Annotated in this window: 22 protein-coding genes; 8 read left to right on the top strand and 14 right to left on the bottom strand. The window is 62.2% G+C overall.

Going from position 1 to position 23758, the window contains the following annotated elements; translation table 11 throughout:
- Window positions 1-49 precede the first annotated feature (49 nt).
- From LIY36_RS07155 to yiaY, 5 genes are all read right to left on the bottom strand, one after another.
- Entirely contained in the window at window positions 50-991 is a 942-nt protein-coding gene (locus tag LIY36_RS07155; RefSeq protein ID WP_226455253.1) for a hydroxymethylglutaryl-CoA lyase, read from the bottom strand.
- A complete protein-coding gene (locus tag LIY36_RS07150; RefSeq protein WP_226455252.1) occupies window positions 988-2181 on the bottom strand; it encodes a CaiB/BaiF CoA transferase family protein in 1194 nt (397 codons plus the stop codon). Before LIY36_RS07150 ends, LIY36_RS07155 begins: the two co-directional genes overlap by 4 nt.
- A 111-nt stretch (window positions 2182-2292) precedes the next feature.
- Window positions 2293-3213 carry a LysR family transcriptional regulator gene (locus tag LIY36_RS07145; protein WP_226455251.1) on the bottom strand — a complete coding sequence of 307 codons (921 nt, stop codon included), beginning with the start codon at window positions 3211-3213 and terminating at the stop codon, window positions 2293-2295.
- Complete coding sequence (locus LIY36_RS07140; RefSeq protein WP_226455250.1) at window positions 3213-3887, bottom strand: NAD(P)H-binding protein; 675 nt, start codon at window positions 3885-3887, stop codon at window positions 3213-3215. The genes LIY36_RS07145 and LIY36_RS07140 overlap by 1 nt, the downstream gene beginning before the upstream one ends.
- Window positions 3888-3978: 91 nt before the next feature.
- Complete coding sequence (gene yiaY / locus LIY36_RS07135; RefSeq protein WP_192299249.1) at window positions 3979-5127, bottom strand: L-threonine dehydrogenase; 1149 nt, start codon at window positions 5125-5127, stop codon at window positions 3979-3981.
- Window positions 5128-5250: 123 nt separating this feature from the next.
- Between yiaY and LIY36_RS07130 the strand changes: the two genes are divergently transcribed.
- The 5 genes from LIY36_RS07130 to LIY36_RS07110 all read left to right on the top strand — a co-directional run bounded on the left by LIY36_RS07130 (window position 5251) and on the right by LIY36_RS07110 (window position 11780).
- Complete coding sequence (locus LIY36_RS07130; protein ID WP_192299250.1) at window positions 5251-6267, top strand: DUF4917 family protein; 1017 nt, start codon at window positions 5251-5253, stop codon at window positions 6265-6267.
- Between the two features lie 172 nt (window positions 6268-6439).
- Window positions 6440-6979 (top strand): RNA polymerase sigma factor, encoded by a 540-nt coding sequence (locus tag LIY36_RS07125; RefSeq protein ID WP_226455249.1) that lies wholly within the window; start codon window positions 6440-6442, stop codon window positions 6977-6979.
- The gene (locus LIY36_RS07120) at window positions 6976-7944 is read left to right on the top strand and encodes a FecR family protein (RefSeq protein ID WP_226455248.1); all 969 of its coding nucleotides are present in this window, start codon (window positions 6976-6978) and stop codon (window positions 7942-7944) included. The genes LIY36_RS07125 and LIY36_RS07120 overlap by 4 nt, the downstream gene beginning before the upstream one ends.
- A gap of 117 nt (window positions 7945-8061) precedes the next feature.
- Window positions 8062-10635 (top strand): TonB-dependent receptor, encoded by a 2574-nt coding sequence (locus LIY36_RS07115; RefSeq protein WP_226455247.1) that lies wholly within the window; start codon window positions 8062-8064, stop codon window positions 10633-10635.
- 245 nt (window positions 10636-10880) lie between these two features.
- Entirely contained in the window at window positions 10881-11780 is a 900-nt protein-coding gene (locus LIY36_RS07110; RefSeq protein WP_226455246.1) for a DMT family transporter, read from the top strand.
- A 118-nt stretch (window positions 11781-11898) separates the two neighbouring features.
- Here LIY36_RS07110 and LIY36_RS07105 read toward each other — a convergent pair whose 3' ends face one another.
- From LIY36_RS07105 to LIY36_RS07090, 4 genes are all read right to left on the bottom strand, one after another.
- Window positions 11899-13107, bottom strand: coding sequence for a class I SAM-dependent methyltransferase (locus tag LIY36_RS07105; protein ID WP_226455245.1), 1209 nt, complete (start codon window positions 13105-13107; stop codon window positions 11899-11901).
- Between the two features lie 201 nt (window positions 13108-13308).
- Window positions 13309-13926, bottom strand: coding sequence for a TPM domain-containing protein (locus LIY36_RS07100; protein ID WP_226455244.1), 618 nt, complete (start codon window positions 13924-13926; stop codon window positions 13309-13311).
- Window positions 13927-13954: 28 nt separating this feature from the next.
- Entirely contained in the window at window positions 13955-14680 is a 726-nt protein-coding gene (locus LIY36_RS07095) for a TPM domain-containing protein (RefSeq protein ID WP_226455243.1), read from the bottom strand.
- Between the two features lie 18 nt (window positions 14681-14698).
- Window positions 14699-15310 carry a LemA family protein gene (locus LIY36_RS07090; RefSeq protein WP_192299258.1) on the bottom strand — a complete coding sequence of 204 codons (612 nt, stop codon included), beginning with the start codon at window positions 15308-15310 and terminating at the stop codon, window positions 14699-14701.
- A gap of 225 nt (window positions 15311-15535) precedes the next feature.
- On the opposite strand from LIY36_RS07090, the gene bglX reads away from it, so the two are divergent.
- The gene (gene bglX, locus LIY36_RS07085) at window positions 15536-17827 is read left to right on the top strand and encodes a beta-glucosidase BglX (RefSeq protein ID WP_226455242.1); all 2292 of its coding nucleotides are present in this window, start codon (window positions 15536-15538) and stop codon (window positions 17825-17827) included.
- 39 nt (window positions 17828-17866) lie between these two features.
- Here bglX and LIY36_RS07080 read toward each other — a convergent pair whose 3' ends face one another.
- The 4 genes from LIY36_RS07080 to LIY36_RS07065 form a co-directional block, all read right to left on the bottom strand.
- Entirely contained in the window at window positions 17867-19024 is a 1158-nt protein-coding gene (locus LIY36_RS07080; protein ID WP_226455241.1) for a phospholipase D-like domain-containing protein, read from the bottom strand.
- Between the two features lie 2 nt (window positions 19025-19026).
- Window positions 19027-19605, bottom strand: coding sequence for a YceI family protein (locus LIY36_RS07075; protein WP_226455240.1), 579 nt, complete (start codon window positions 19603-19605; stop codon window positions 19027-19029).
- A gap of 204 nt (window positions 19606-19809) precedes the next feature.
- Complete coding sequence (locus LIY36_RS07070) at window positions 19810-20124, bottom strand: amidase (RefSeq protein WP_226455239.1); 315 nt, start codon at window positions 20122-20124, stop codon at window positions 19810-19812.
- Window positions 20121-21194 (bottom strand): serine hydrolase domain-containing protein, encoded by a 1074-nt coding sequence (locus LIY36_RS07065; protein WP_226455238.1) that lies wholly within the window; start codon window positions 21192-21194, stop codon window positions 20121-20123. The genes LIY36_RS07070 and LIY36_RS07065 overlap by 4 nt, the downstream gene beginning before the upstream one ends.
- Window positions 21195-21381: 187 nt before the next feature.
- On the opposite strand from LIY36_RS07065, the gene olsB reads away from it, so the two are divergent.
- Both olsB and LIY36_RS07055 read left to right on the top strand, forming a co-directional pair.
- The gene (gene olsB, locus LIY36_RS07060; protein ID WP_105525131.1) at window positions 21382-22137 is read left to right on the top strand and encodes an L-ornithine N(alpha)-acyltransferase; all 756 of its coding nucleotides are present in this window, start codon (window positions 21382-21384) and stop codon (window positions 22135-22137) included.
- Entirely contained in the window at window positions 22137-22928 is a 792-nt protein-coding gene (locus LIY36_RS07055) for a lysophospholipid acyltransferase family protein (protein ID WP_226455237.1), read from the top strand. Before olsB ends, LIY36_RS07055 begins: the two co-directional genes overlap by 1 nt.
- A gap of 110 nt (window positions 22929-23038) precedes the next feature.
- Here LIY36_RS07055 and LIY36_RS07050 read toward each other — a convergent pair whose 3' ends face one another.
- Window positions 23039-23623 carry an acyl carrier protein phosphodiesterase gene (locus LIY36_RS07050; protein WP_226455236.1) on the bottom strand — a complete coding sequence of 195 codons (585 nt, stop codon included), beginning with the start codon at window positions 23621-23623 and terminating at the stop codon, window positions 23039-23041.
- Window positions 23624-23758 lie beyond the last annotated feature (135 nt).

The raw sequence follows: 23758 nt of genomic DNA, 5'->3' as shown, positions 1-23758 counted from the left end.
CAGCGGGCTGCTCACGGGCGCCCGATTGTTTTTGTTGTCTGGTGCGGGGTTACAGCGTGGCGATGTACGCCGGTGGTGGATGCAGGTCGCAATTGCGCCCGGCCTTGGCCACCTGGCCGGGCAGTTCGTGCCCCAGCAAGGCCGGCAATTGGCGGGACAGGTGCAGCAGGTGCGGCAAGTCGATCCCGGTGTGAATGCCCACTTCTTCGCACAGGTTGACCAGGTCTTCGGTGCAAATATTGCCCGACGCCCCCGGCGCAAACGGGCAGCCGCCAAGGCCGCCGAGGGCCGCGTCAAACCGCCGGGCCCCAGCCTCGTAGGCCGCCAGCACGTTGCACAACCCCAGGCCGCGGGTGTTGTGGAAATGCAGGGTCAGGTCATTGGCGGGCACACGCTCCAGCACACGCTTGACCAGGCGCTCGACCTGACGCGGGTTGGCCATTCCGGTGGTATCGGCAAGGCTGATGCCCTGAATGCCCAGCTCGCGATAAGCATCGACAATCTGCAGCACGCGATCCTCATCGATCGCTCCTTCGAACGGGCAACCAAAGGTGGTGGCGATACTGGCGTTGAGGCGCACGGGATGGTCGGCGGCAAAGCTGACAATATCGCCGAACGCCGCCAACGACGCCTCGCATCGCATGCGCATATTGGCCAGGTTATGGGTCTGGCTGGCAGACATCACCAGATTCAACTCATCGGCGCGGGACTCGATGGCGCGTTGGGCGCCCTTGAGGTTGGGGATCAACGCCACGTAGATCACACCGGCCTTGCGCTGGATGCCCTGGAACACCTGCTCGCCATCGCGCAATGCGGGAATGGCCTTCGGTGACACGAACGAACCGGCTTCGATCCGCGAAAAACCGGCCAGTGAAAGCTGGTCGATCAGGGCGATCTTGTCGGCGGTCTCGACCCAGGTCGGCTCGATTTGCAGGCCGTCCCGCGGGGAGACTTCCTGCACGATCAGCGGGTCTGAATAGTCGTGAATCATTGCACCACTCCGGACGTTTTCAGGCGTTGAATATCGGCGCCGGTAAGACCCAGGCTGCCAAGAATGTCATCCGTATGTTGGCCCAGGGCCGGACCCGACCAGTTCACCCCGCCAGGCGTTTGCGAGAGCTTGGGCACGATGCCGGGCATCTTCACCGACACGCCGCCGGGCAGCTCGGCGCTGAGCAACATGTCCCGCGCCTGATAGTGCGGATCGCTGACGATGTCCGCCACGGAATAGATGCGGCCGGCCGGCACTTCGGCGGCTTCCAGCGCGCTGAGTACCTGGTCGATGGGCAGGCTGCTGGTCCAGTGGGTGATCGCCGCATCGAGCAGCCCGCTCTTGGCGGCGCGGCCATCGTTATGGGCGAACTCCGGCGCTTCGCCCAGGTCGGCGCGACCGATGGCGCTCATCAGGCGCTTGTAGATCGGGTCGCTGTTGCCGGCAATCACCACGTAGGCGCCATCGGCGGTCAGGTAGGTGTTGGACGGCGCGATGCCGGGCAAGGCGCCGCCGCTGCGTTCACGCACATGGCCGAGCATGTCGTATTCGGGCACCAGGCTTTCCATCAGATTGAACACGCTTTCGGCCAGCGACACATCGACGATCTGCCCATCGCCCTGCCCGGTCTTGACCCGCAACAGCGACATCAGCGCGCCGATCACACCGTGCAGGGACGCGAGGGAGTCCCCCAGGCTCACCCCGACCCGCGCCGGAGGCGAGTCCGGGTTGCCGGTGGTGTAGCGGATGCCGCCCATGGCCTCGCCAATGGCACCGAAGCCAGGACGGTCGCGATACGGGCCGGTCTGGCCATAGCCAGAGATGCGCACCAGGGTCAGCTTGGGGTTGAGGGCGTGCAACACGTCCCAGCCCAGGCCGAGTTTTTCCAGGCCACCGGGACGCAGGTTTTCGATCAGCACGTCGGCATCGCCGAGCAGTTGCTTGATCAGGTCCAGGCCTTCGCCGGACTTGAGGTCCAACGCCAGGGACTTCTTGTTGCGCGATTGCAGGTACCACCACAGCGACGTACCTTCATGCAGCTTTCGCCATTTGCGAAGTGGATCGCCCTGGCCAATGGCTTCGATCTTGATCACCTCGGCGCCAAACTCGGCCATCAGCCGGGCGGCGAACGGCGCGGCAATCAGCGTGCCGATCTCGATCACCTTGATACCGCTCAGGGGACCCGTCATGGTGTGGACCTCTTATTCTTGGAATATGGGGCCAAGACTAGAGGGCCAATACAGGAGAAATCCAACCGTCAGTTGGCAAGTAGCGTTCGCGAAAGGCGAACGATCGAAGAATTATCTGTAGGACTCAGACGTATTGCTCAGGTAATCAAAGAGCAAACGACTCACTGGCGACAGTTGCGCCTCATCACGTACCACCAGGATCAGGCTGCGATCCGACCAGGCATCCGTCAGCGGCACAGCATGCAAACCCAGGGCGCGGCCGAACAATTCGTACGCCTTGCGCGGCAGAATGCCGATGCCCATGTTCGCCTGGACCATCCGGCACATCGCATCAAACCCCGGCACATGAATACGCAGGCGCAACATCTTGCCCGCCTCCCGTGCGGCGGCGTGGGTACGCATATTGATCGAGCTGGCGGCGTGCAGGCCGACATAGTCGCTGTCCAGGGTTTCGGCGAAGGCCAGGCTATCGCGGGCTGCCAAGGCGTGATCCGCGGGCATCAGCACCACCAGTTTGTCGAGGCGATAAATCACGCTGGGCAGGCCTTTGATGTCGGTGTCGCTGGAGCAGATGCCCAGGTCCGCCACGCCATCCAGCACACCCTGGACCACGCCGTTGCTGGGGCGCTCCTCCAGGTCGGTTTTGACCTGAGGGTGCAGTGCGGAAAAATCCCGCAGGTCTTCGGGAAGGAACTCAATGATCGCCGAGAGATTGGCCAGCATCCGCACATAGCCGCGCACACCATGGCTGTGTTCGCCGAGTTCCAGGCCCATTTTCTCGACGTTGAACAGCATCTGCCGTGCATGGTGCAACAGGGTTTCACCGGCGGCCGTCAGGTCCATGCCCTTGGCCCGCCGCACAAACAGGCTGACGCCCAGCACCTGCTCCAACTCCATCAGCCGCTTGCTGGCAGCCGACACCGCAATGGCTTCGCGCGAAGCGGCACGGGTCAGCGTGCCCTCTTCAAACACCGCGACAAACAGTTGCAAGGTGATCAAATCCAGGCGGCGCACCAGGCTCTTGTGCAACATCAGCGGCGCTCGCCGGCCAGTCGATTGATCTCGGCCTGCTCCACCACCGGTTGTGGCGCGCCCTGGCTCGCCGCCTGCAACATCGCCCGGCCAACAGTCTCGGTGCTGACAACCCAACTTGGCTTGACCTGGCGTACAAGCGACAGCAACGGCCCGAGCACGGCATAAAACCCTTGGTACAACGGCGTCTTCGACCGCACCCCGTGCAGCGGCTGGATCACCCCTGGCCGGAACAGATACACCGCCTTGAACGGCAAGCGCAGCAAGGCATTCTCGGTCTTGCCCTTGACCCGCGCCCACATCGACTTACCCGCCTCGGAACTGTCCGTACCGGCGCCGGACACATAGATAAACGTCATCTGCGGATTGAGCCGCGCCAACGTGCTGGCCGCGACCAACGTCAGGTCGTAGGTGAGGTGGGTGTACCGGGGTTCACTCATGCCCGCCGACGAAACGCCGAGGCAGAAGAAGCACGCATCAAAACCTTGCAGCAGGTTTTCCAGGGGTTGGAAATCCAGCATGTCGCTGTGCAACACCTGATGCAGCTTGCCATGTTCCTGGGTCAGGGGCGTGCGGCCAACCGCGACCACTTCCTGCACGTCAGCGGCCAGCAGGCATTCACGTAGAACACCTTGGCCGACCATGCCGGTGGCGCCGAATAACAGAACTCTCATAGGGGGACCTCAGCGGCAAGCCGCAAGCTCAAGCTTCAAGTTGAATGCGATTTCACTTGTAGCTTAACGCTTGCGGCTCGTCACTGCCCCGCTAGAAAGCGCTGCGAAAGATCTCTTCTATCTGCCTTTGATCCGCGCGCCGTGGGTTGGTCAGCCCGCACGCATCCTTCAAGGCGTTGGTGGCGAGCAGCGGGATGTCCTGCAACTTGGCGCCCAGTTCACGCAGGCCAGCGGGGATGTCGACGTCCTGGGACAAACTGCGAATCGCCGCGATGGCCGCCTGGGCGCCCTCTTCCACGGTGATGCCCTTGACGTCGGCGCCCAGGGCGCGGCCCACGTCGCACAAGCGTTTGGCGCTGACGCTGGCGTTGAAGCTCTGCACATGGGGCAGTAGGACAGCGTTGCACACGCCGTGGGGCAAATCGTACAAGCCGCCCAGTTGGTGGGCCATGGCGTGTACAAAGCCCAGCGACGCGTTGTTGAACGCCATGCCGGCGAGGAACTGCGCATACGCCATGTTTTCCCGCGCGGCCTTGTCGCTGCCGTCGCGCACGGCCAGGCGCAGGTTGGCACTGATCAGTTCGATGGCCTTGATCGCGCAAGCATCAGTGATCGGCGTGGCGGCAGTGGACACGTAGGCTTCGATGGCGTGGGTCAAGGCGTCCATGCCGGTGGCGGCGGTGAGGCCCTTGGGCATGCCGACCATCAATGCCGGGTCGTTGACCGACAGCAGCGGCGTGACGTTACGGTCGACGATGGCCATTTTCACGTGGCGGGTTTCGTCGGTAATGATGCAGAAACGGGTCATCTCGCTGGCGGTGCCGGCGGTGGTGTTGATGGCCACCAGCGGCAGTTGCGGCTTGCTCGATTGGTCGACCCCCTCGTAGTCGCCGATATGCCCGCCATTGGTGGCGCACAGGGCGATGCCCTTGGCGCAGTCGTGCGGCGAACCGCCGCCCAGGGACACCACAAAATCGCAGGCGCTCGCCTGCAAGAGCGCCAGGCCGTTCTCGACGTTTTCCACGTTGGGGTTGGGTTTGGCGCCGTCGTAGATCACCGAGTCGATGTCCTGCATCGCCAGTTTCTCGGCGATCATGTGGGCCACGCCTGCCTTGGCCAAGCCGGCGTCGGTGACGATCAGCGCCTTGCGAAAGCCGTAGTTGCGAATGGCAGTCATGGCTTCGTCGAGGCAATCAGTGCCCATGATGTTGACGGCGGGAATAAAGAAGGTGCTGCTCATGGCGAATCCTCAGAGGCTTTATGCCTACAGAATCAACCCGTGGCGCGCAGCGCATCTTGATCAGGATCAACGCCCGCTCGTGATAAAGTCACCGCCCAGCCGATTTCGAGTAGACCCGCCGCAATGAAGGATTTCCAGGATATTGACGCCCACCTTGAAGACTGGAGCGCCCTGCGCAGCGCGATCGACTTCAGCGGGATTCTGATCGGCAACGGCGCCAGCCGTACGATTTGGGAAGACTTTGCCTACGACTCGCTGTTCGAAAACGCCCGCACCGTCGAAGAAAAGCCCCTGAGCCAATCCGAGCTCAGCGTGTTCGATGCCCTGCAAACCCGCAGTTTCGAGCAAGCCCTGGGTGCCCTGAAAACCACCAGCCGGGTCAACAAGGCGCTGGCAGTCAGCTCGGCGGCGCCGCGCAATCGCTACTACGCGATCAAGGAAGCGCTGATCAATACCATCCACGCCGTGCATATCCCGTGGCGTCTGGTGCAACCGTCGACATTGGCGACGATCAACCGCGAACTGGCAAGCTACTCCACGGTATTCACGAGCAACTACGACTTGCTCAACTACTGGGCGATCCTGCACGCGCCGGGCATTGACGACCTGTTCCGCAGCGCCGACGCCAGCTTCGACCTGCGCAACACCCGCACCGACGCCACGCGCATCCTCTACCTGCACGGCGGTCTGCACCTGGTGCGCAACCTCGACGGCACCGCACGCAAGCTGCCGACCACCGACAGCACCTTGCTCAGCAGTTTTGCGATCAACAACACGATCAAGACCCTCGACGATGTGCCACTGTTTGTCAGCGAGGGCAAGGTTGAAGAGAAGCTCAAGACCATCCGCAGTTCGGATTACCTGTCGTTCTGCTATGAGCAATTGCTGACCCATGAAGGGGCGTTGTGCATCTTCGGCCACGAATTGGGGGCACAGGACAAACACTTGGTGGATGCGATTCGCCAGGCGGGATTGACCACCTTGGCGATTTCGGTGTCGGGACGCAGTGATGGGTTTATTCGTCAGCAGAAGCGGCGGTATTCGCAGCTGTTCGAGGGAACCGATGTGGAACTGAGGTTCTTTGCCGCGCGTACCCATGCGTTGGGCAATCCTGCGCTGTCCGTGCCCGTCGAACGCTGAGAAAAATGTGGGAGGGGCGTGGCCCCGATGCCGGAGTGTCAGCCACTGCATGCGTTGGCTGAACCAGGGTCATCGAGGGCAAGGCCTCTCCCACTTTTTTAGAGACAAATAGCAATGGTTCTCGATACCATTCGCGACTTTCCTACGTCGCGCTTCGTCAAGAAGGATATTCATGTCTCGCCCCAAGCCCGACCCGCTGTCGGCCGATGCCTTTCGCGGATTCTATACAGATATTCTGTATTTCCTGCGCAAACGCACGGACAACGCCAGCGACGCTGCGGACATGACCCAGGACGTCTTCACCCAATGGCTGGACTACCGCGACCGCGCCAAGGTCGAGCAGCCGCGGGCGTTTCTGTTCCAGATGGCACGCAACCTGCTGCGTGATCACTGGCGCAAACAGAAGGTGCGCCATACCGTCCACAGCGATCAGGCCGAACGGGATGCCGAGCCGGTCACCGACGAGCACAACGAGCCCATGGCCGCCGTGCAGCGCTTGCAACGCCTGGAACAGTTGAAAGAAGTCCTCGCCGAGCTCTCGCCCCGCCGCCGAGAAGCCCTTATGCTGCACCGCTTCGAAGGCCTGAGCCAGGCGCAGATCGCCGAACGCATGGGGATTTCCACCAGCATGGTGGAAAAACACATCGCCTTCGCCCTGCTGCATTGCAAGCGACGCCTTCAATACGAACCCGGCACGGAGCAGCCAGAATGAACCGCCTGAGCGACACAGACGCAATGGACATCGAAGAGATCGACTCTATCGACGCCCAAGCCGCCAGTTGGTTTACCCGCAACCGCAACGACCCCGACCGTACCGAGCGCAAGGCCTTTGCCGCCTGGCAGGCCGAGCCTGCGCATGCCCGCGCCTATGCCGAGTTCGAGCAACTGTGGGCCGACCTGGCCCAATTGCAGCAACTGAACAAACCCGTGGCGCTGCCCAAGCGCAAAGCGCCGATGTGGCGCCCGGCTCTGGCGGTGGCCGCCGCGTTGGTCTGCGCCGTGCTGGCCAACAGGATCGACACGCCACGCGAGCTTTTTCACACCCAGGTTGCCGCCCACGCCAAGGGCATGCGCACCTTGAACCTGCCCGATGGCAGCACCTTGTATGTAAACGCCAACACCCGCGTGCGCGTGGATTTCAGCGCCTACCAGCGCATTCTTCACCTGGACAAGGGCCAGTTGTACATAGAGGTCGCGCCTGACAAGGAACGCCCACTGTTCGTACAAGCCGGCGCAGCGAATGTACGGGTGGTTGGCACCGGTTTTGACGTGCGCCGCAGCCAGCAGCAACTGGTGGTCAGCGTCGCCCATGGCCAGGTCGCCTTCGCACCCGATGCCAAAAGCCCCGTCGCACTGCTCGGAGCCCAACAACGCGCCACCTTCAACTACGCCAAGGGCACCCTGCAGCAGCAAAGCCTCACCGGCGAAGAAGTCGCCGACTGGCGCAGCGGGCACCTGGCATTTCGCAATCGCGAGCTGGCCAGCCTGATCGACGAACTGGGCCTTTACCGCCCGCAAGCCCCGATGCAGGTCAGCCATGCCGTGGCGCAACTGAAGGTCTCGGGCAACCTCGACATAAACGATCCGGACGCCCTGCTCAGCGCCCTCCCGGCCCTGCTGCCGGTAAAAACCGTGACCTCAGCCGATGGCATCATCAGGATCGAAGCAAGCAAATAACACCTATTTGAGAATATTTTGCATTCGCAGGTGTGGATTTATTTACCTGCCCCGTCTTCCTCCGGTCTGCACTTGATACGCACACCTTTTGGCTAGTTAGCCGCACCGGGGGATTTCATGTTTCGCGCGCCTTGCCACGCTTCGCACCTGTTTCTTCGACCGACCCTCATCGCCAGTTGCCTGGCGTTCAGCCTCAGCGCCCAGGCGGATTCGCTCAGGCTGCAACTGCCCGCCCAGGCGCTGGCCACGTCTCTGAGCCAAGTGGCGCAGCAGGCTAAAATCCAGCTGCTGTTCGATGAAACGCTGCTCAAGAACGTGCAGGCGCCAGCGCTCGACGGCGACTTCACCCCGGAAGTGGCCATTCGCACCCTGCTCAAAAACGGTGAATTTACCCTGATCAGGGTCGGCAGCACCTACGTGGTCAAGCCCGAAGACCCCAAGACCACCAACAGCGGCGCGGTGCAACTGGATGCCCTGAGCGTGATCGGCACCGGCAATAAGGTCGACTCCACCACCGTCGGCCGCTCAACCCTGCGCCAGGCCGACATCGACCGCTACCAGCCCAACAACATCCCATCGCTGTTGCAGACCCTGCCAGGCGTGTTCATGGGCGGCTCGTCCAAGCCGGGCGGGCAGACCATCAACATCCGTGGCTTCGGCGAGGCCGAAGACGTACCGATGTCGGTGGATGGCGCGACCAAGAGCGGTTTTGAGCGCTACCAGCAAGGCACGGTGTTTATCGAGCCCGAGCTGATCAAGAGCGTCGAAGTGGAGAAAGGCCCCTACTCGGCCTTCACCGGCAACGGCGGCTTTGGCGGCTCGATCATCATGGAAACCAAAGACGCCCCCGACCTGCTGGAAGACGGCCGCAACGCCGGAGCCATGCTCAAGTACGGCTACGCCAGCAACGACCACGAGCAGGTCTATAGCTCAGCCGTCTACGGCCGCACCGACGACGGCCGCTTCGATGCGCTCGCCTACCTGACCCAGCGCGACGGCGGCGACATGAAACTGGCCGGCACCCCGCCCGATCCCGACAACAAGTTCCCGATCAACCCCAAGCGCCTGCCCAACAGCGCCCAGGATGTGGACGGCAAGCTGTTCAAGGTCAACGCGCACTTCACCGATGAACACAGCATGGGGTTGTCGTACTCGCGCGCGAGCAGCGAGCGCTGGACGCCGTTCTCGGCCAAAAGCTATCCCACACCGCCGCTGCAATCGGCCATCGACCGCTATGGCTACGAGGGCGCACTAAAGCGCTTCCTGGCCAACCGCACCACCGTCGACACCACCTACTCCGGCAAGTACGTCTACCAGCCGCTGGACAACCCGCTGATCGACTTGAAGCTCAGCTACTCGGTGTCCCGCACCGACCAGACCGACGAGCGCAACGAGGACGCCTCGTTCAGCCTGGCCACCGGCGGGCGCAAGATGGACACGGCCTATGGCGACAAGATCCTGGAGTTGCGCAACACCAGCCTGTTCATCACCGGGCCGCTGGAACACGCGCTGACCACCGGGGTGCAGATCCGCAAGCACAAGCGTGAAACCGAAAGCTGGATGCCGGGCGCCACCTACAACACCGCCAAGTACAACTACGGGCATTTCCAGCCGTACTTCATGCCCCACGGCAAAGTCGACACCCATTCGTTCTACGTGCAGGACGCGGTGACGATCGGCGACGTGACCATCACCCCGTCCCTGCGCTATGACCATGTGCGCAACCGTGGCGAAGCCAACGACGCGCCGTACTACAGCAACCCCGATCCCAGCATCGGCCACGACTACAGCGACAAAACCTACACCGGTTGGTCGCCGCGCCTGGCCGCCTACTGGGCCATCACCCCGGATGTGGCGATGTTCGCCAGCTGGAACAAAACCTGGCGCGCCCCGGTGATCGACGAACAATACGAAGTGCAAGGCCTCGGCAGCCGCACGTCCACCAGCCTCAACCTCAAGCCGGAGCGCATCACGGCGATCACGGCGGGTAACGTCACCAACTTCTCCAACCTCATCGGCCATGGCGACAACCTGCAACTGCGCACCACGCTGTTCCATAACCGCATCGAAGACGAAATCTTCAAGGCCACGGGCATCGGTTGCGACCGGCAAAACAGCGTGTCCGGCACCATCGACAGCGTCTGCACCAGCGCCGACATGGCGGCCAAGACCAACTACCGCAACGTCGGTGGCATGACCATCAAGGGCTTCGAGCTGGAAGCCTATTACGACTCGACTTACGTGTTCGGCTCGGTGACCTACTCCTGGGCCACCGGCAAACGCGACAACCCCTACACCAACCCGTGGGCCACCAGCACCCACGTGTACGCGCGAGATATTCCACCGGCCAAATGGGTGCTGATGATGGGCAACAAGATCCCGGCGTGGAACGCGCAGGTCGGCTGGACCGCGCAGTTCGTGCGCAAGACCGACCGCCTGCCCAGCGACAAATACTCCAGCGGCTTCAACAGCAGCGTGGGCGACACGTTCTACGACCAATACGCCAACGACGACTACGCCAGCATGGGCCTGTTCGCCAACTGGAAGCCGCAGCAAGCCGGCCTGAAAGGCACCGAGGTCAACTTCACCGTCGATAACCTGCTCAACAACAACTACCGCCCGGCACTCAGCGGCGACCGCGCCTACAGCGAAGGGCGTAACGCGAAGATCAGCGTTACGCGGTTCTTCTAACCGAGCGAGCCGGTCGAGTGGGAGCTGGCTTTTGTGGGAGCTGGCTTGCCTGCGATAGCATCACCTCGGTGCAACAGGCATACCGAGGTGCCTGCATCGCGGGCAAACCCAGCTCCCTACACACACCCGGCTCCTCCAGCATGCAACTGTACGGATAAATCCGCACCCAGCTGTAGGCCCTTGATCGGCGGGGGTTGTGGCTAGATGGGCTTCCCTTGAAGCCCTATCGATTTCGGTCCCACTCCATGAGCTCGCGCGAAAACACCGGTATGGCCCTTGGCCTGCTGGGCGTCATCATCTTCAGCCTGACCCTGCCCTTCACCCGCATCGTGGTGCAGGAAATCCACCCGTTGCTCAACGGCCTCGGCCGTGCGTTGTTCGCGGCGATCCCGGCGGCAGCCTTGTTGCTGTGGCGCCGTGAACAGTGGCCGAGCTGGCGCCAGGTGCGCGGGCTGTGCCTGGTGATTGCCGGGGTGATCCTGGGCTTTCCGGTGCTGTCGGCGTGGGCCATGCAAACCCTGCCGGCGTCCCACGGCGCGCTGGTCAACGGCCTGCAACCGCTGTGTGTGGCGCTGTATGCGGCGTGGCTGTCCCACGAGCGGCCGTCAAAAGCCTTCTGGGCCTGCGCGGCGCTGGGCAGTGGGCTGGTGTTGAGTTATGCCTTGATCACCGGCGCGGGCAGTATCCAGGCGGGCGACTTGCTGATGCTCGGCGCCATCGCCGTGGGCGGCCTCGGGTATGCCGAAGGTGGCCGCCTGGCCAAGGAGATGGGCGGCTGGCAGGTGATCTGCTGGGCGCTGGTGCTGTCGACGCCGCTGTTGATCGGCCCGGTGTGGTACTTGGCGGCGCAGCATCAAGGCGCGGTGTCGATACGTACGTGGTGGGCGTTTGGGTATGTGTCGCTGTTCTCGCAGTTCCTGGGGTTCTTCGCCTGGTACGCCGGGTTGGCCATGGGCGGCATTGCGCGGGTCAGCCAGATCCAGCTGTTGCAGATCTTCTTCACCATCGCGTTTTCGGCATTGTTCTTTGGCGAACACATTGAGCCGATTACCTGGGTGTTTGCCTGTGGGGTGATTGTGACGGTGATGCTGGGGCGCAAGACTTCGGTGCAGCCTGCGCCTGCTCTCAAGCCAGACACGGTCTAAATGTGGGAGCGGGCTTGCTCGCGAATGCGGTGTGTCAGTCACACATTTTTCAACTGATCCACCGCGTTCGCGAGCAAGCCCGCTCCCACACACGCCCACTCCCACAGGGGATAGCTGTTCAGTTCAGGTAGCCATCCGCACGCAGCAGGGTTTCCAGGCAGTGTTCGGTGATGTGGTAGAACGCCTTCAGCTCCTGGATTTTTTCCAGCAACTGCGCGTTATCCAGCGGCTGCTCACGCTTGACCGCCAGAATCATCTTGTTTTTGTTGGTGTGATCCAACGAGATGAATTCAAACACCTTGGTTTCATATCCGCACGCTTCGAGGAACAACGCACGCAAGCTGTCGGTCACCATCTCGGCCTGCTGCCCCAGGTGCAAGCCGTATTGCAGCATCGGCTTCAACAGCGCCGGGCTCTGGATCTGCAGGCGGATCTGCTTGTGGCAGCACGGCGAGCACATGATGATCGACGCGCCGGAACGGATACCGGTGTGGATCGCATAGTCGGTGGCGATGTCGCAGGCGTGCAGGGCAATCATCACGTCCAGTTCGCTCGGCGCCACGCTGCGCACATCGCCACATTTGAACACCAGCCCCGGATGTTCCAGGCGCGCGGCGGCGCTGTTGCACAACGTCACCATGTCTTCGCGCAACTCGACGCCCGTCACCTCGCCCTCGGCCTTGAGGGTGTTGCGCAGGTAATCGTGGATGGCGAAGGTCAGGTAACCCTTGCCCGAGCCGAAATCGGCGACGCGCACCGGGCGGTCCAGTTTGAGCGGTGAGCTGGTCAGCGCATGGCTGAACACTTCGATGAACTTGTTGATCTGCTTCCACTTGCGCGACATCGACGGGATCAGCGCCTGCTTGGCGTCGGTCACGCCCAGGTCAGCGAGGAATGGCCGGCTGAGGTCGAGGAAGCGATTCTTCTCACGGTTGTGCTCGGCGCTCGGCGCCTCGCGCAGTTGCTGCGGTTTGCTTTTGAACAGCGAGCTTTTGTTCTTCTTGCTGTATTCCAGCTGGGCTTCGTCGGTCAACGACAATAAGTGCGCGTTCTTGAACTGCGCCGGCAGCAGCGCGGCAATCGTCGCCACGCCCTCGGCCACGGGGAAGTTCTTGGTGATGTCGCGGGTTTTATAGCGATAGACGAAGGACAGGCACGCCTGCTCCTTGACCGTCACCGCCTTGATGATCAGGCGCTGCAACTCGGCTTCGTCACCGACGTACTTGGCCAGCACCAGCTTGATAAAGGCGTTCTGCGCGAGGCTTGTGCCGAGCAGTTCGATGAACTGGGCGTGGTGGTCGCTGACAGGTTGAGCGGTGACAGACATGAACAAAAACGCCTCGGGCTGGGAATGCCGGGCATTTTAGGGGGGACGGGGCTTCAGGGCACGGGGTTATTTGACTAACGGTAATTGTATTGCCGACACAACACCCAATATGGGAGCGGGCTTGCTCGCGAATGCGGTGGATCAGACAATGAATCTGTTGACTGACACACCGCATTCGCGAGCAAGCCCGCTCCCACATTTTTAGTTGAGTACGATCAGGCGATTGGGCAATTCATTGCGGGTTTGCGTCACCGGCACATGCACCTTCAACAACTCGCCACACGCTTCGATGCAGTCGATAAACCCCGCCAGCGTCTGCCCCTGCTTCACCTGTTGGGTAAACGCCTGCACGATGGCATCCCAACTGCTGTCATCCAGGCGCTTGGAAATCCCGTCATCCACCAGGATCTCCACATACCGCTCCGCCTCGCTGACAAAAATCAGCACGCCGGTGCTACCCAGGGTGTGGTGCAGGTTCTGCTCCAGGAACTGTCGGCGGGCCAGGTTGGATGCGCGCCAATGGCGCACCGAACGCGGGATCAAGCGCGTGGTGACCTTGGGCAAGCGGAACACCAGGCACAACACGATGAATGTCGCCCACTGCGCCAGCAGCAAGGTGTACATGGTCATGTAGCCCGACAGGTAATGCACCACGCCGGGCACCACCAGCGCGATCAGACTGGCCCACAACAGCGGGATGTAGGCGTAATCGTCGGCGCGGGCCGCCAGTACCGTCACCAGCTCCGCGTCGGTGGTTTTCTCCACCCGGGCGATGGCTTCGGCGACTTGGCGCTGCTCGTGTTCAGTCAGTAATGCCATGGTTATCGTTGCTCTCTCATTATTATCATCACCAGCCGCCCGAAGCCCCACCGCCGCCGAAACCACCACCGCCGCCACGGAAACCGCCGCCGCCACCGCCGCCACCACCACGGCCGCTGCTGCTGAGAATCGCCAGCAGGATCGCGCCCACCGGCAGGCCCAGGCGATTGCACAACCACAACACGCCGATCAGCAGGATAAACAAGCCAATGGAAAACCCGGGATTATCCTTGGCAAAGTTGGCATCCGCCACATGCGCCGGCACGGCCAGCGGTTCGCCGCCCACCACCTGCAGCAGCGCCGCCACGCCGTCGCTGATGCCCTGGCTGAAGTTACCAGCCTTGAACTTCGGTGCGATCACCTGGTTGATGATCACCCACGCTTGCGCATCGGTGAGCACACCTTCCAGGCCGTAGCCGACTTCGATGCGCAATTTGCGCTCATCGCGGGCGACGATCAGCAGTGCGCCGTTGTCCTTGCCCTTCTGGCCGATGCCCCAGTGGCGGCCCAATTGGTAACCGAAGTCTTCAATGGGCACGCCTTGCAGGTCGGGCACGGTGACCACCACGATCTGGTCGCCCGAGGTCTGCTCCAGCGCCTGCAATTGCTGGGTCAGCCGCTCGCGCGTGGGCGCGTCGAGCATCTGGGCGTTATCGACCACCCGCCCGGTCAGCGCCGGGAATGTCAGCGCCGCCTGGGCCACGCCCACGCAAGCCAACAGCCACAGCGCCAGGCCTATCCTTAGTAAACGCATCGACACCTCAGTGCAGCTTTACTTGAACTTCACTTGCGGCGCTTTATCGGCGTCGGCGCTGGTGGCTTCAAACGAGGCGCGGATCGGCAAGTCGCTGTACATCACGCTGTGCCACAGCCGGCCCGGGAAGGTGCGGATCTCGGTGTTGTAGGCCTGCACCGCCTGGATAAAGTCGCGGCGCGCCACGGCGATGCGGTTTTCGGTGCCTTCAAGCTGGGATTGCAGGGCCAGGAAGTTCTGGTTGGCCTTGAGGTCCGGATAGCGCTCGGACACCACCATCAGGCGGCTGAGGGCGCCGCTCAAACCGTCCTGGGCTTGCTGGAACTGCTTGAGTTTTTCCGGGTTGTCGAGGGTGCTGGCATCCACCTGGATCGAGGTGGCCTTGGCCCGTGCTTCGATCACCGCGGTAAGGGTGTCCTGCTCATGGGCGGCGTAGCCCTTGACCACTTCCACCAGGTTGGGGATCAGGTCGGCACGCCGTTGGTACTGGTTCTGCACCTGGCCCCAGGCGGCTTTGGCCTGTTCGTCCAGTGTCGGAATATTGTTGATGCCGCAACCGCTGAGCACGCTGCTGATCAATAACAATGCCGCGGCTTTCAAGCCCCAGCGGTAACCCTGTGCTGCTTGCATGGTGTTTCTCCTGGCGAACTTTGATGGAATTTGGCAACCGTGAGGCATAATCCGCTACCACGACTGGATTGCATCGAATCAATCAGCTAAAAAGATGCCCACCGCAAACAAGAGTTCCGAAGTGTGCGGCATTTGTCGGTATAACACTCGAACAACAACGTACGCTCCCCACATTTTGGCAGAACAGCGCATTTTCGCTGTGCAGTGAGCCGAAAAAGGATATTCATGAAAAAGCTGTGTTTGCTCGGCCTTGTTGCCACTCTGGCCAGTCACCCCGTATGGGCAGAAACAAAGCCTGCTGCGCTTAAGGACAAGGACGCCTTCGTCAGCGACCTGCTCAAGCAGATGACCCTCGATGAGAAGATCGGCCAATTGCGCCTGATCAGCATCGGCCCCGAAATGCCCCGCGAGCTGATCCGCAAGGAAATCGCCGCCGGTCGCATCGGTGGCACCTTCAACTCGATCACCCGCCCGGAAAACCGTCCGATGCAGGACGCGGCGATGCGCAGCCGCCTGAAGATCCCGATGTTCTTCGCCTATGACGTGATCCACGGCCACCGCACTATCTTCCCGATCAGCCTGGCACTGGCCTCCAGCTGGGACATGGACGCGATCCACCGCTCCGGGCGCATCGCCGCCCAGGAAGCCGCCGCCGACAGCCTCGACATTACCTTTGCGCCGATGGTCGACATCTCCCGCGACCCGCGCTGGGGCCGTACCTCCGAAGGTTTCGGCGAAGACACCTACCTGGTTTCGCGGATTGCCGAAGTGATGGTCAAGGCGTTCCAGGGCACCAGCCCCGCGAATGCCGACAGCCTCATGGCCAGCGTCAAGCACTTCGCCCTGTACGGCGCGGTGGAAGGCGGGCGCGACTACAACGTGGTCGACATGAGCCCGGTCAAGATGTACCAGGACTACCTGCCGCCGTACCACGCGGCGATCAAGGCCGGTTCCGGCGGTGTGATGGTGGCGCTGAACTCGATCAACGGCGTGCCCGCCACCGCCAACACCTGGCTGATGAACGACCTGCTGCGCAAGGACTGGGGCTTCAAGGGCCTGGCCGTGAGCGACCACGGCGCGATCTTCGAACTGATCAAGCACGGCGTGGCCAAGGACGGGCGTGAAGCCGCCAAGCTGGCAATCAAGGCCGGTATCGACATGAGCATGAACGACTCGCTGTACGGCAAGGAATTGCCAGGGCTGCTCAAGTCCGGCGAGATAGAACAGAGCGACATCGACAACGCCGTGCGCGAAGTACTCGGCGCCAAGTACGACATGGGCCTGTTCAAGGACCCGTACCTGCGCATCGGCAAGGCCGAGGATGACCCGGCCGACACCTATGCCGACAGCCGCCTGCACCGCGCCGAGGCGCGTGATATTGCCCGGCGCAGCCTGGTCTTGCTGAAAAACCAGAACAACACCCTGCCACTGAAAAAATCCGCGACCATCGCCCTGGTCGGCCCGCTGGCCAAGGCACCGATCGACATGATGGGCAGTTGGGCCGCCGCCGGGCGCCCGGCGCAATCGGTGACCCTGCTGGACGGTCTGAACGCGGTGATCGGCGAAAAAGGCAAAGTGATCTATGCCCGCGGCGCCAACATCACCAACGACAAGGCCGTGGTCGACTACCTCAACTTCCTCAACTTCGATGCCCCGGAAGTGGTGGACGACAAACGCGCACCGCAAGTGTTGATCGACGAAGCGGTGAAAGCCGCCAAGAGTGCCGATGTGATCGTGGCAGCGGTGGGTGAGTCCCGTGGCATGTCCCACGAATCCTCCAGCCGCACCGACCTGAACATCCCGCAGAGCCAGCGCGACCTGATCAAGGCGCTGAAAGCCACCGGCAAGCCGCTGGTACTGGTGCTGATGAACGGCCGCCCGTTGTCGATTCTCGAAGAGAACCAGCAGGCCGACGCGATCCTGGAAACCTGGTTCGCCGGCACCGAGGGTGGCAACGCCATCGCCGACGTGCTGTTTGGTGACTACAACCCATCGGGCAAGCTGCCGATTACGTTCCCACGTTCGGTGGGGCAGATTCCGACCTACTACAACCACCTGACCATCGGCCGGCCGTTCACGCCGGGCAAGCCAGGCAACTACACCTCGCAGTACTTCGATGACACCACCGGGCCCTTGTTCCCGTTTGGGTATGGCCTGAGCTACACCACGTTCAGCCTGTCGGACATGGCATTGTCGTCCACCACCTTGAACAAGACCGGCAAGCTCGACGCCAGCGTCACCGTGAAGAACACCGGCAAGGTCGACGGCGAAACCGTGGTGCAGCTGTATATCCAGGACGTGGCCGGTTCGATGATCCGCCCGATCAAGGAGCTGAAGAACTTCCAGAAGGTGCTGCTCAAGGCTGGCGAAGAACGCACGCTGCACTTCAGCATCACCGAGGACGACTTGAAGTTCTACAACACCCAGCTCAAGTTCGCGGCGGAACCGGGTGAGTTCAATGTGCAGATCGGGTTGGACTCCCAGGATGTGCAGCAGCAGACGTTCGAACTGCTCTAAAAGCGTACGCAGTCAAAAAATGTGGGGGCGGCGGTCTGGTTAACCGCGTCGGTTGAGCACGTTGACCACCAACCGATCAATCCACCCCCACACCCGCTGCTTCACTCGCCGCCACAACGGCCGCGACTTCCATGCCTCCAGGCTGACCGCCAGGCTCTGGGCAAAATCCCGCTCGAAACTGCCCGCCACCGCTTGCGTCAACTCTGGGTCCAACGCTTCCAGGTTGGCATCGAGGTTGAAGCGCAGGTTCCAGTGATCGAAGTTGCACGAGCCGACACTGACCCAATCGTCCACCAGCACCATCTTCAAGTGCAAAAAGCATGGCTGGTATTCAAAGATCTGCACCCCCGAGCGCAGCAGGCGCGGGTAATACCGGTGCCCGGCATAGCGCACGGACGGATGGTCGGTGCGCGGGCCGGTCAGCAGCAAGCGCACATCCACCCCGCGCCCTGCCGCCCGGCGCAATGCGCGGCGCACGCCCCAGGTCGGCAGGAAGTACGGGGTCGCCAGCCAGATACGTTGCTGGCCGCCGTTCAAGGCGCGAATCAGCGATTGCAGAATATCCCGATGCTGGCGGGCGTCGGCGTATGCAACACGTCCCAGCCCCGGCCCGGTGGCGGGCATTCTGGGCAAGCGCGGCAAGCCGAAACGGGTCGCGGGTTTCCATTCGCGGCGGGCGGCGTTGGCGTGCCATTGGCGGTCGAACAGCGCCTGCCAGTCCTGCACCAGCGGGCCGCTGATCTGCACCATCACTTCGTGCCAGTCGGCCGTGTCGTGGCCCGGGTTCCAGAATTCATCGGTAACACCGGTGCCGCCGACGAAGGCGCAGCCCTGGTCGACCAGCAACAGTTTGCGGTGGTCGCGGTACAGGTTGCGCATCCAGCGCCGCCAGTTCAGGCGATTGTAGAAACGCAGTTCCACACCGGCATCGGTCAGGCGTTTGCGCAGCCCGAGGGTAAACGCCAGGCTGCCGTAGTCATCAAACAGGCAGCGCACCCGCACACCCCGTTCAGCGGCAAGCACCAACGCCTGCACCATGGCCTCGGCACAGGCGCCGGCTTCCACCAGGTACAACTCCAGTTCAACCTGCCGCTCGGCACGGGCAATCTCCACCAGCATCTGCGGGAAGAAATTCGGCCCGTCGATCAACAACTCGAAGCGGTTGGCGCTGCGCCACGGGAACACTGCGCCGCCCACGGTCAGCGCGCCGTAAAGATCAGCACCGCACCCACCGGCACCGACAAGCTGATCGACGCCAAACCGGCCGCCTTGCGCAACGCTGCCACGCCGGGCATCAAATCGAAGTCCTCGGCATGCATCACCACCGGCTCCAGGGTCACGACCTGGAAGCGCCGGTCATCCAGGCGCGTGGCAAGCAGTTCGGCGTTGTAGGTCTGGGTCTTGCCGTGCAAGGTGACGCGCAGCGGCAAGCGCAGTTCCAATTGCGCGCCGGGGGCCAGGTCATTGATGGGTTGCAGGTTGATCTGCGCGTTGATCAGCGCGTCGGGAAAGGTCTTGATTTCGAACAGGTCATTGCGCATACGCTCATCGCGCAACGGAATGCCGCTGTTGATCGACTCCAGCTCCACTTCGACCTGCGCCGCGCCGTTGCCGTCGACTTTGCCATGCAACACCAGAAAGCGCTGCACTTCGGCGATGTCAGTGTTTTTGCTGGTGACGAAGGACAGGCGTGAGGATTCGTTATCCAGATACCAGTCGGCATGGGCAGGCACGGCAGCGGCGGCCAACAGAGCGAAGGCCAGGGGTTTGATCAGCATTAAAGACTCGTAGGGAGAAAAACCTGCACGAACCTTAAGCGCAATGTCCCAAGCGGCGCAAATCCAATCTGGGCACGGGTTTGAGTGGAGTGGCGCTTGTGTGGGAGCGGGCTTGCTCGCGAAAGCGGTGGGTCAGTCAACTATTCAGTGGCTGACATGACGCTTTCGCGAGCAAGCCCGCTCCCACAAGGGATATGAGGCGTATCAGGGATTGAGGCGGCAGCCCTGGCGGTCGCCAAGCCAGCGCGCCGTGTGGGTACGCCCCATCCCGCTGGCGGTAACTTCGCTGCGCTCGGGGTTATCGCTGAACGCACTGGTGGGCACGTATTGCTTCACGTAACCACGGCAATACTCGGCGGGGTTGTTCGCCACATAACGGCACGAACAATATTCCTTGGCGGTATACGCCGCGATGATGTCGGGAAAGGCTTGCAGGTTGACGCGCTCGTGCCAGGCCCAGCCCAACAGGGCGAGCAACAGCACGATCAGCAGGCTTGTAAACGGCCGACCACGGATCATGGCTGCACCGCCGCGAGCACGCGCTTGAGCAGTTCGTTGTGGCGGTAACTGCCGTCGCGATCATCGCCGTAGCGCACGATCACCAAGTGTTCGTCGGGCATCACATACAACGCCTGTCCCCAATGGCCCAGGGCGGCGAAGGTATCGGCGGGCGCATCCGGCCACGGCCTTTGGGCGCCTTGATTGAGCCACCAGTGCCCGCCCGGCACGGCTTCATCCTGGCCGGCCTGGTAGTGGGCAAACGCCTGGCGATTGAAGGCAATCCATTCCTTGGGCAGCAACTGCTGCTCGCCCCAGCGACCGTCCCGCGCCATCAACAGGCCGACGCGCGCGAGGTCGCGGGCAGTGAGGTAGGCGTAGGACGAGGCGACATAGGTTTCATCGGCATCGGTTTCCCAGGTCGCGTTGTGAATGCCCAACGGCTTGAACAGCGCATCCCACGGGTAACTCATGTAAGCCTTGTGGCCAAGCATGCCCTTGAGGGCGGCGGACAGGATGTTGCTGTCGCCGCTGGAATAACGGAACACCTGGCCCGGCGCGTGGGCGGCGTCGGTGTCGGCGGCGAACTCAGCCATATCGCGATGTCCACGGGTGTAGAGCATCGCCACCACCGAGGATTTCAGCGGGGCGTATTCGTAGTCCTCCTGCCAGTCCAGACCCGAGGCCCAGTGCAACAGGTCGGCCATCGTCACCGTGGGGTGCTGCTTCATCGGCGGATAAAACCGCGCAGCCGGGTCGGTCAGTTTGAAGCGGTTTTCACCGTAGGCCACGCCCAACACCGTCGCCATCAGGCTTTTACTGACAGACCAAGTGAGGTGCGCAGTGCTGGCCGTGGTCGGCGCGGCGTAGCGTTCGTAGATGACCACGCCATCACGGACCACCAGCAGCGCATCGGTGCGAATGCCTTGGCGGGTGGCATCGTCGCGCGGGGGAAATGCGTAGGCGTTCAAGGCATCAAGCGCGGGGCCTTCGATTTGCGAGCCCCTGGCCCACTCCTTGGCAGGCCAGGTTTCGGCGTGGGCGGTAACGGTGACTGACAGCAGGGCAACACACAACAGGCCTCTGACCATGGACGCGGACTCAAGGGGGGCATTCAAGCCCGCGAGGCTAGCGCAGGGCAATGACAGATTTGCGACAGGGCAGCCTGTCATCCAAGCGTCACCATAACTTCATGGAGATGACACCGGGCCTCCATAGCCTGAGTTTGGACAACAAAGTCGACCGGCCGAAATCGTGGCCGGCACTCGGAGACTCGCCATGACTCAGATCGCCCGCATCAGCGACACCGGCAATGAACGCCGTCTGCAAGCCGAACGCCTGGTTGGCGCGCAGGCATTGCAGGAAGCCCAGGCCTTGCGGTTCAACGTGTTCAGCGGCGAATTCAACGCCAAGCTGAAAGGCGCGGAACTGGGTCTGGACATGGATGACTATGATGTTCACTGCAGCCACATCGGCGTGCGGGACTTGAACAGCGGTCGTTTGGTGGCCACCACCCGCTTGCTCGACCACGCGGCCGCCAGCACCTTGGGTCGGTTCTACAGCGAAGAAGAATTCAGCTTGCATGGCTTGCTCCACCTGCAAGGCCCGATCCTGGAAATCGGCCGCACCTGCGTCGACCCGGCCTACCGCAACGGCGGCACCATCGCCGTATTGTGGGGCGAGTTGGCCGAAGTGCTGAACCAGGGCGGCTACAGCTACCTGATGGGCTGCGCGAGCATCCCGATGCACGACGGTGGCATCCAGGCCCACGCGATCATGCAGCGCCTGCGCGAACGCTACCTGTGCAACGAACACCTGCGTGCCGAACCGAAAAAACCACTGCCGGCGCTGGACCTACCGTCCAACGTCATCGCGGAGATGCCGCCGCTGCTCAAGGCCTACATGCGCCTGGGTGCGAAGATCTGCGGCGAGCCGTGCTGGGACGAGGATTTCCAGGTGGCCGACGTGTTCATCCTGCTCAAGCGCGATAACTTGTGCCCGCGCTACGCCCGCCACTTCAAGGCGGCCATGTGATGAGCCGCCTGCGGGTATACGGGCGCATTGCCCGCGTGCTGGTGGTGGTGGCGCTGGGCTTGAGCATGGCCAGTGTGTTTGGCCTGTTCGAGCGTTTGGGTATCGCCAATTCGATGCCGCGGCGCCAGCGTTGGTCGCGGTTTTTCATGGCGCGGCTGAGCAACGCCCTGCCCTTTCGCGTCACGGTACACGGTGAGCTGCCGACCCAGCCGATGCTGTGGGTGAGCAATCACGTGTCGTGGACCGACATTCCATTGCTGGGCGCCGTGGCGCCGATGTCGTTCCTGTCCAAGGCCGAAGTGCGCACCTGGCCGGTGGCCGGTTGGTTGGCGGCGAAGGCCGGCAGCTTGTTCATTCGCCGTGGTTCGGGCGACAGCCAGTTGATTCGCAAGCAGATGACCCGCCATCTGGAGCAACAGCACCCGCTGCTGATGTTCCCCGAAGGCACCACCACCGACGGGCGCAGCCTGCGCACCTTTCACGGGCGCTTGCTGGCCAGTGCGATTGATGCGGATGTGGCGCTACAACCTGTCGCGATCCGCTATCTGCGCGAGGGTCAGGTGGACGCATTGGCGCCGTTTATTGGCGATGATGATTTGCTCTCGCACCTGATGCGCTTGTTTGCCAATGATCAGGGCGATGTAGAAATTCATCTGCTCAAGCCGATTGCGTGCGCCGGGCAGGAGCGTGCGGCGCTGGCGTATCAGGCGCAGCAGGCGGTGCAGAAGGCGTTGTTCGGGCCGGTGCCGGAGGCGGAACAAGTGGATGCTCGGCCTGCATTCGCCGCTTAAAGCGGGCGCGGTCAAAAAAATGTGGGAGCGGGCTTGCTCGCGAAAGCGGTGGATCAGTCAGCACATCGGTAACTGACAGACCGCTTTCGCGAGCAAGCCCGCTCCCACATTTAGACCTCATTAATCAGGTGGTTTTGTGCAAAGGCTTGCAGTTCGGGATAGAACAGACGGAAATCCTGGCTCAACGGCTCATACAACTCACCCAACTCCTGCATCGCAAATCCCAGCTCCTGCGGCTGCGTCAACCGCCGCGAAATCCCCCGCAGCACCTGCTCCATCACTGCAAACTCACGATACGAACCCAACCAGTCATCGGCCGCCATATACGGCGCAATCTGCGCCAGCCGCCCCGGCAGTTGTGGCTCGGCCGCCAGCACGCGGTACACCTGCGAGGTGAAGCGCTCCAGCGGCTGGTCGGCATACAGCGCCCAATCCCGCGCCAGGCAGTGGTCGAAAAACACATCGAGGACGATCCCGGCATAACGCCGGCGGGTCAGGCTGAAGCGCGACAACGCCTGCCCCACCAACGGATGACTGTCGGTAAAGCGGTCGATGGAACGATGCAGCTGGATCGCCGCCTCGATTGACGGGCTGAACTGGCCTTGCAGGCGGCCTTTGACGAAGTCGCCATAGAGGCTGCCCAGCAGTTGCGCAGGAAGTTGGCCGCCCAGGTGCAGATGTGCGAGATAATTCATGGCGCGCAGTTTAGCACTGCCGCCAACGTATCGTTATAACCCGATATACCGATTTGGCCTGTCCTCAGAGCAAAATCATATTGGTATATCGGGATATAACGATTTAAGGTTCGCCTCATCGCGATATAACGCTTC

It is taken from the genome of Pseudomonas sp. AF03-9 (assembly GCF_020515815.1).
Classification (GTDB): Bacteria; Pseudomonadota; Gammaproteobacteria; order Pseudomonadales; family Pseudomonadaceae; genus Aquipseudomonas.
This window is presented reverse-complemented; position numbering and strand designations above follow the sequence as displayed.

Coding starts and splice junctions, on each gene's coding strand:
- LIY36_RS07155 (WP_226455253.1), bottom strand. CDS start 991: ATGATTCACGACTATTCAGACCCGCTGATCGTGCAGGAAGTCTCCCCG.
- LIY36_RS07150 (WP_226455252.1), bottom strand. CDS start 2,181: ATGACGGGTCCCCTGAGCGGTATCAAGGTGATCGAGATCGGCACGCTG.
- LIY36_RS07145 (WP_226455251.1), bottom strand. CDS start 3,213: ATGTTGCACAAGAGCCTGGTGCGCCGCCTGGATTTGATCACCTTGCAA.
- LIY36_RS07140 (WP_226455250.1), bottom strand. CDS start 3,887: ATGAGAGTTCTGTTATTCGGCGCCACCGGCATGGTCGGCCAAGGTGTT.
- yiaY (WP_192299249.1), bottom strand. CDS start 5,127: ATGAGCAGCACCTTCTTTATTCCCGCCGTCAACATCATGGGCACTGAT.
- LIY36_RS07130 (WP_192299250.1), top strand. CDS start 5,251: ATGAAGGATTTCCAGGATATTGACGCCCACCTTGAAGACTGGAGCGCC.
- LIY36_RS07125 (WP_226455249.1), top strand. CDS start 6,440: ATGTCTCGCCCCAAGCCCGACCCGCTGTCGGCCGATGCCTTTCGCGGA.
- LIY36_RS07120 (WP_226455248.1), top strand. CDS start 6,976: ATGAACCGCCTGAGCGACACAGACGCAATGGACATCGAAGAGATCGAC.
- LIY36_RS07115 (WP_226455247.1), top strand. CDS start 8,062: ATGTTTCGCGCGCCTTGCCACGCTTCGCACCTGTTTCTTCGACCGACC.
- LIY36_RS07110 (WP_226455246.1), top strand. CDS start 10,881: ATGAGCTCGCGCGAAAACACCGGTATGGCCCTTGGCCTGCTGGGCGTC.
- LIY36_RS07105 (WP_226455245.1), bottom strand. CDS start 13,107: ATGTCTGTCACCGCTCAACCTGTCAGCGACCACCACGCCCAGTTCATC.
- LIY36_RS07100 (WP_226455244.1), bottom strand. CDS start 13,926: ATGGCATTACTGACTGAACACGAGCAGCGCCAAGTCGCCGAAGCCATC.
- LIY36_RS07095 (WP_226455243.1), bottom strand. CDS start 14,680: ATGCGTTTACTAAGGATAGGCCTGGCGCTGTGGCTGTTGGCTTGCGTG.
- LIY36_RS07090 (WP_192299258.1), bottom strand. CDS start 15,310: ATGCAAGCAGCACAGGGTTACCGCTGGGGCTTGAAAGCCGCGGCATTG.
- bglX (WP_226455242.1), top strand. CDS start 15,536: ATGAAAAAGCTGTGTTTGCTCGGCCTTGTTGCCACTCTGGCCAGTCAC.
- LIY36_RS07075 (WP_226455240.1), bottom strand. CDS start 19,605: ATGCTGATCAAACCCCTGGCCTTCGCTCTGTTGGCCGCCGCTGCCGTG.
- LIY36_RS07070 (WP_226455239.1), bottom strand. CDS start 20,124: ATGATCCGTGGTCGGCCGTTTACAAGCCTGCTGATCGTGCTGTTGCTC.
- LIY36_RS07065 (WP_226455238.1), bottom strand. CDS start 21,194: ATGGTCAGAGGCCTGTTGTGTGTTGCCCTGCTGTCAGTCACCGTTACC.
- olsB (WP_105525131.1), top strand. CDS start 21,382: ATGACTCAGATCGCCCGCATCAGCGACACCGGCAATGAACGCCGTCTG.
- LIY36_RS07055 (WP_226455237.1), top strand. CDS start 22,137: ATGAGCCGCCTGCGGGTATACGGGCGCATTGCCCGCGTGCTGGTGGTG.
- LIY36_RS07050 (WP_226455236.1), bottom strand. CDS start 23,623: ATGAATTATCTCGCACATCTGCACCTGGGCGGCCAACTTCCTGCGCAA.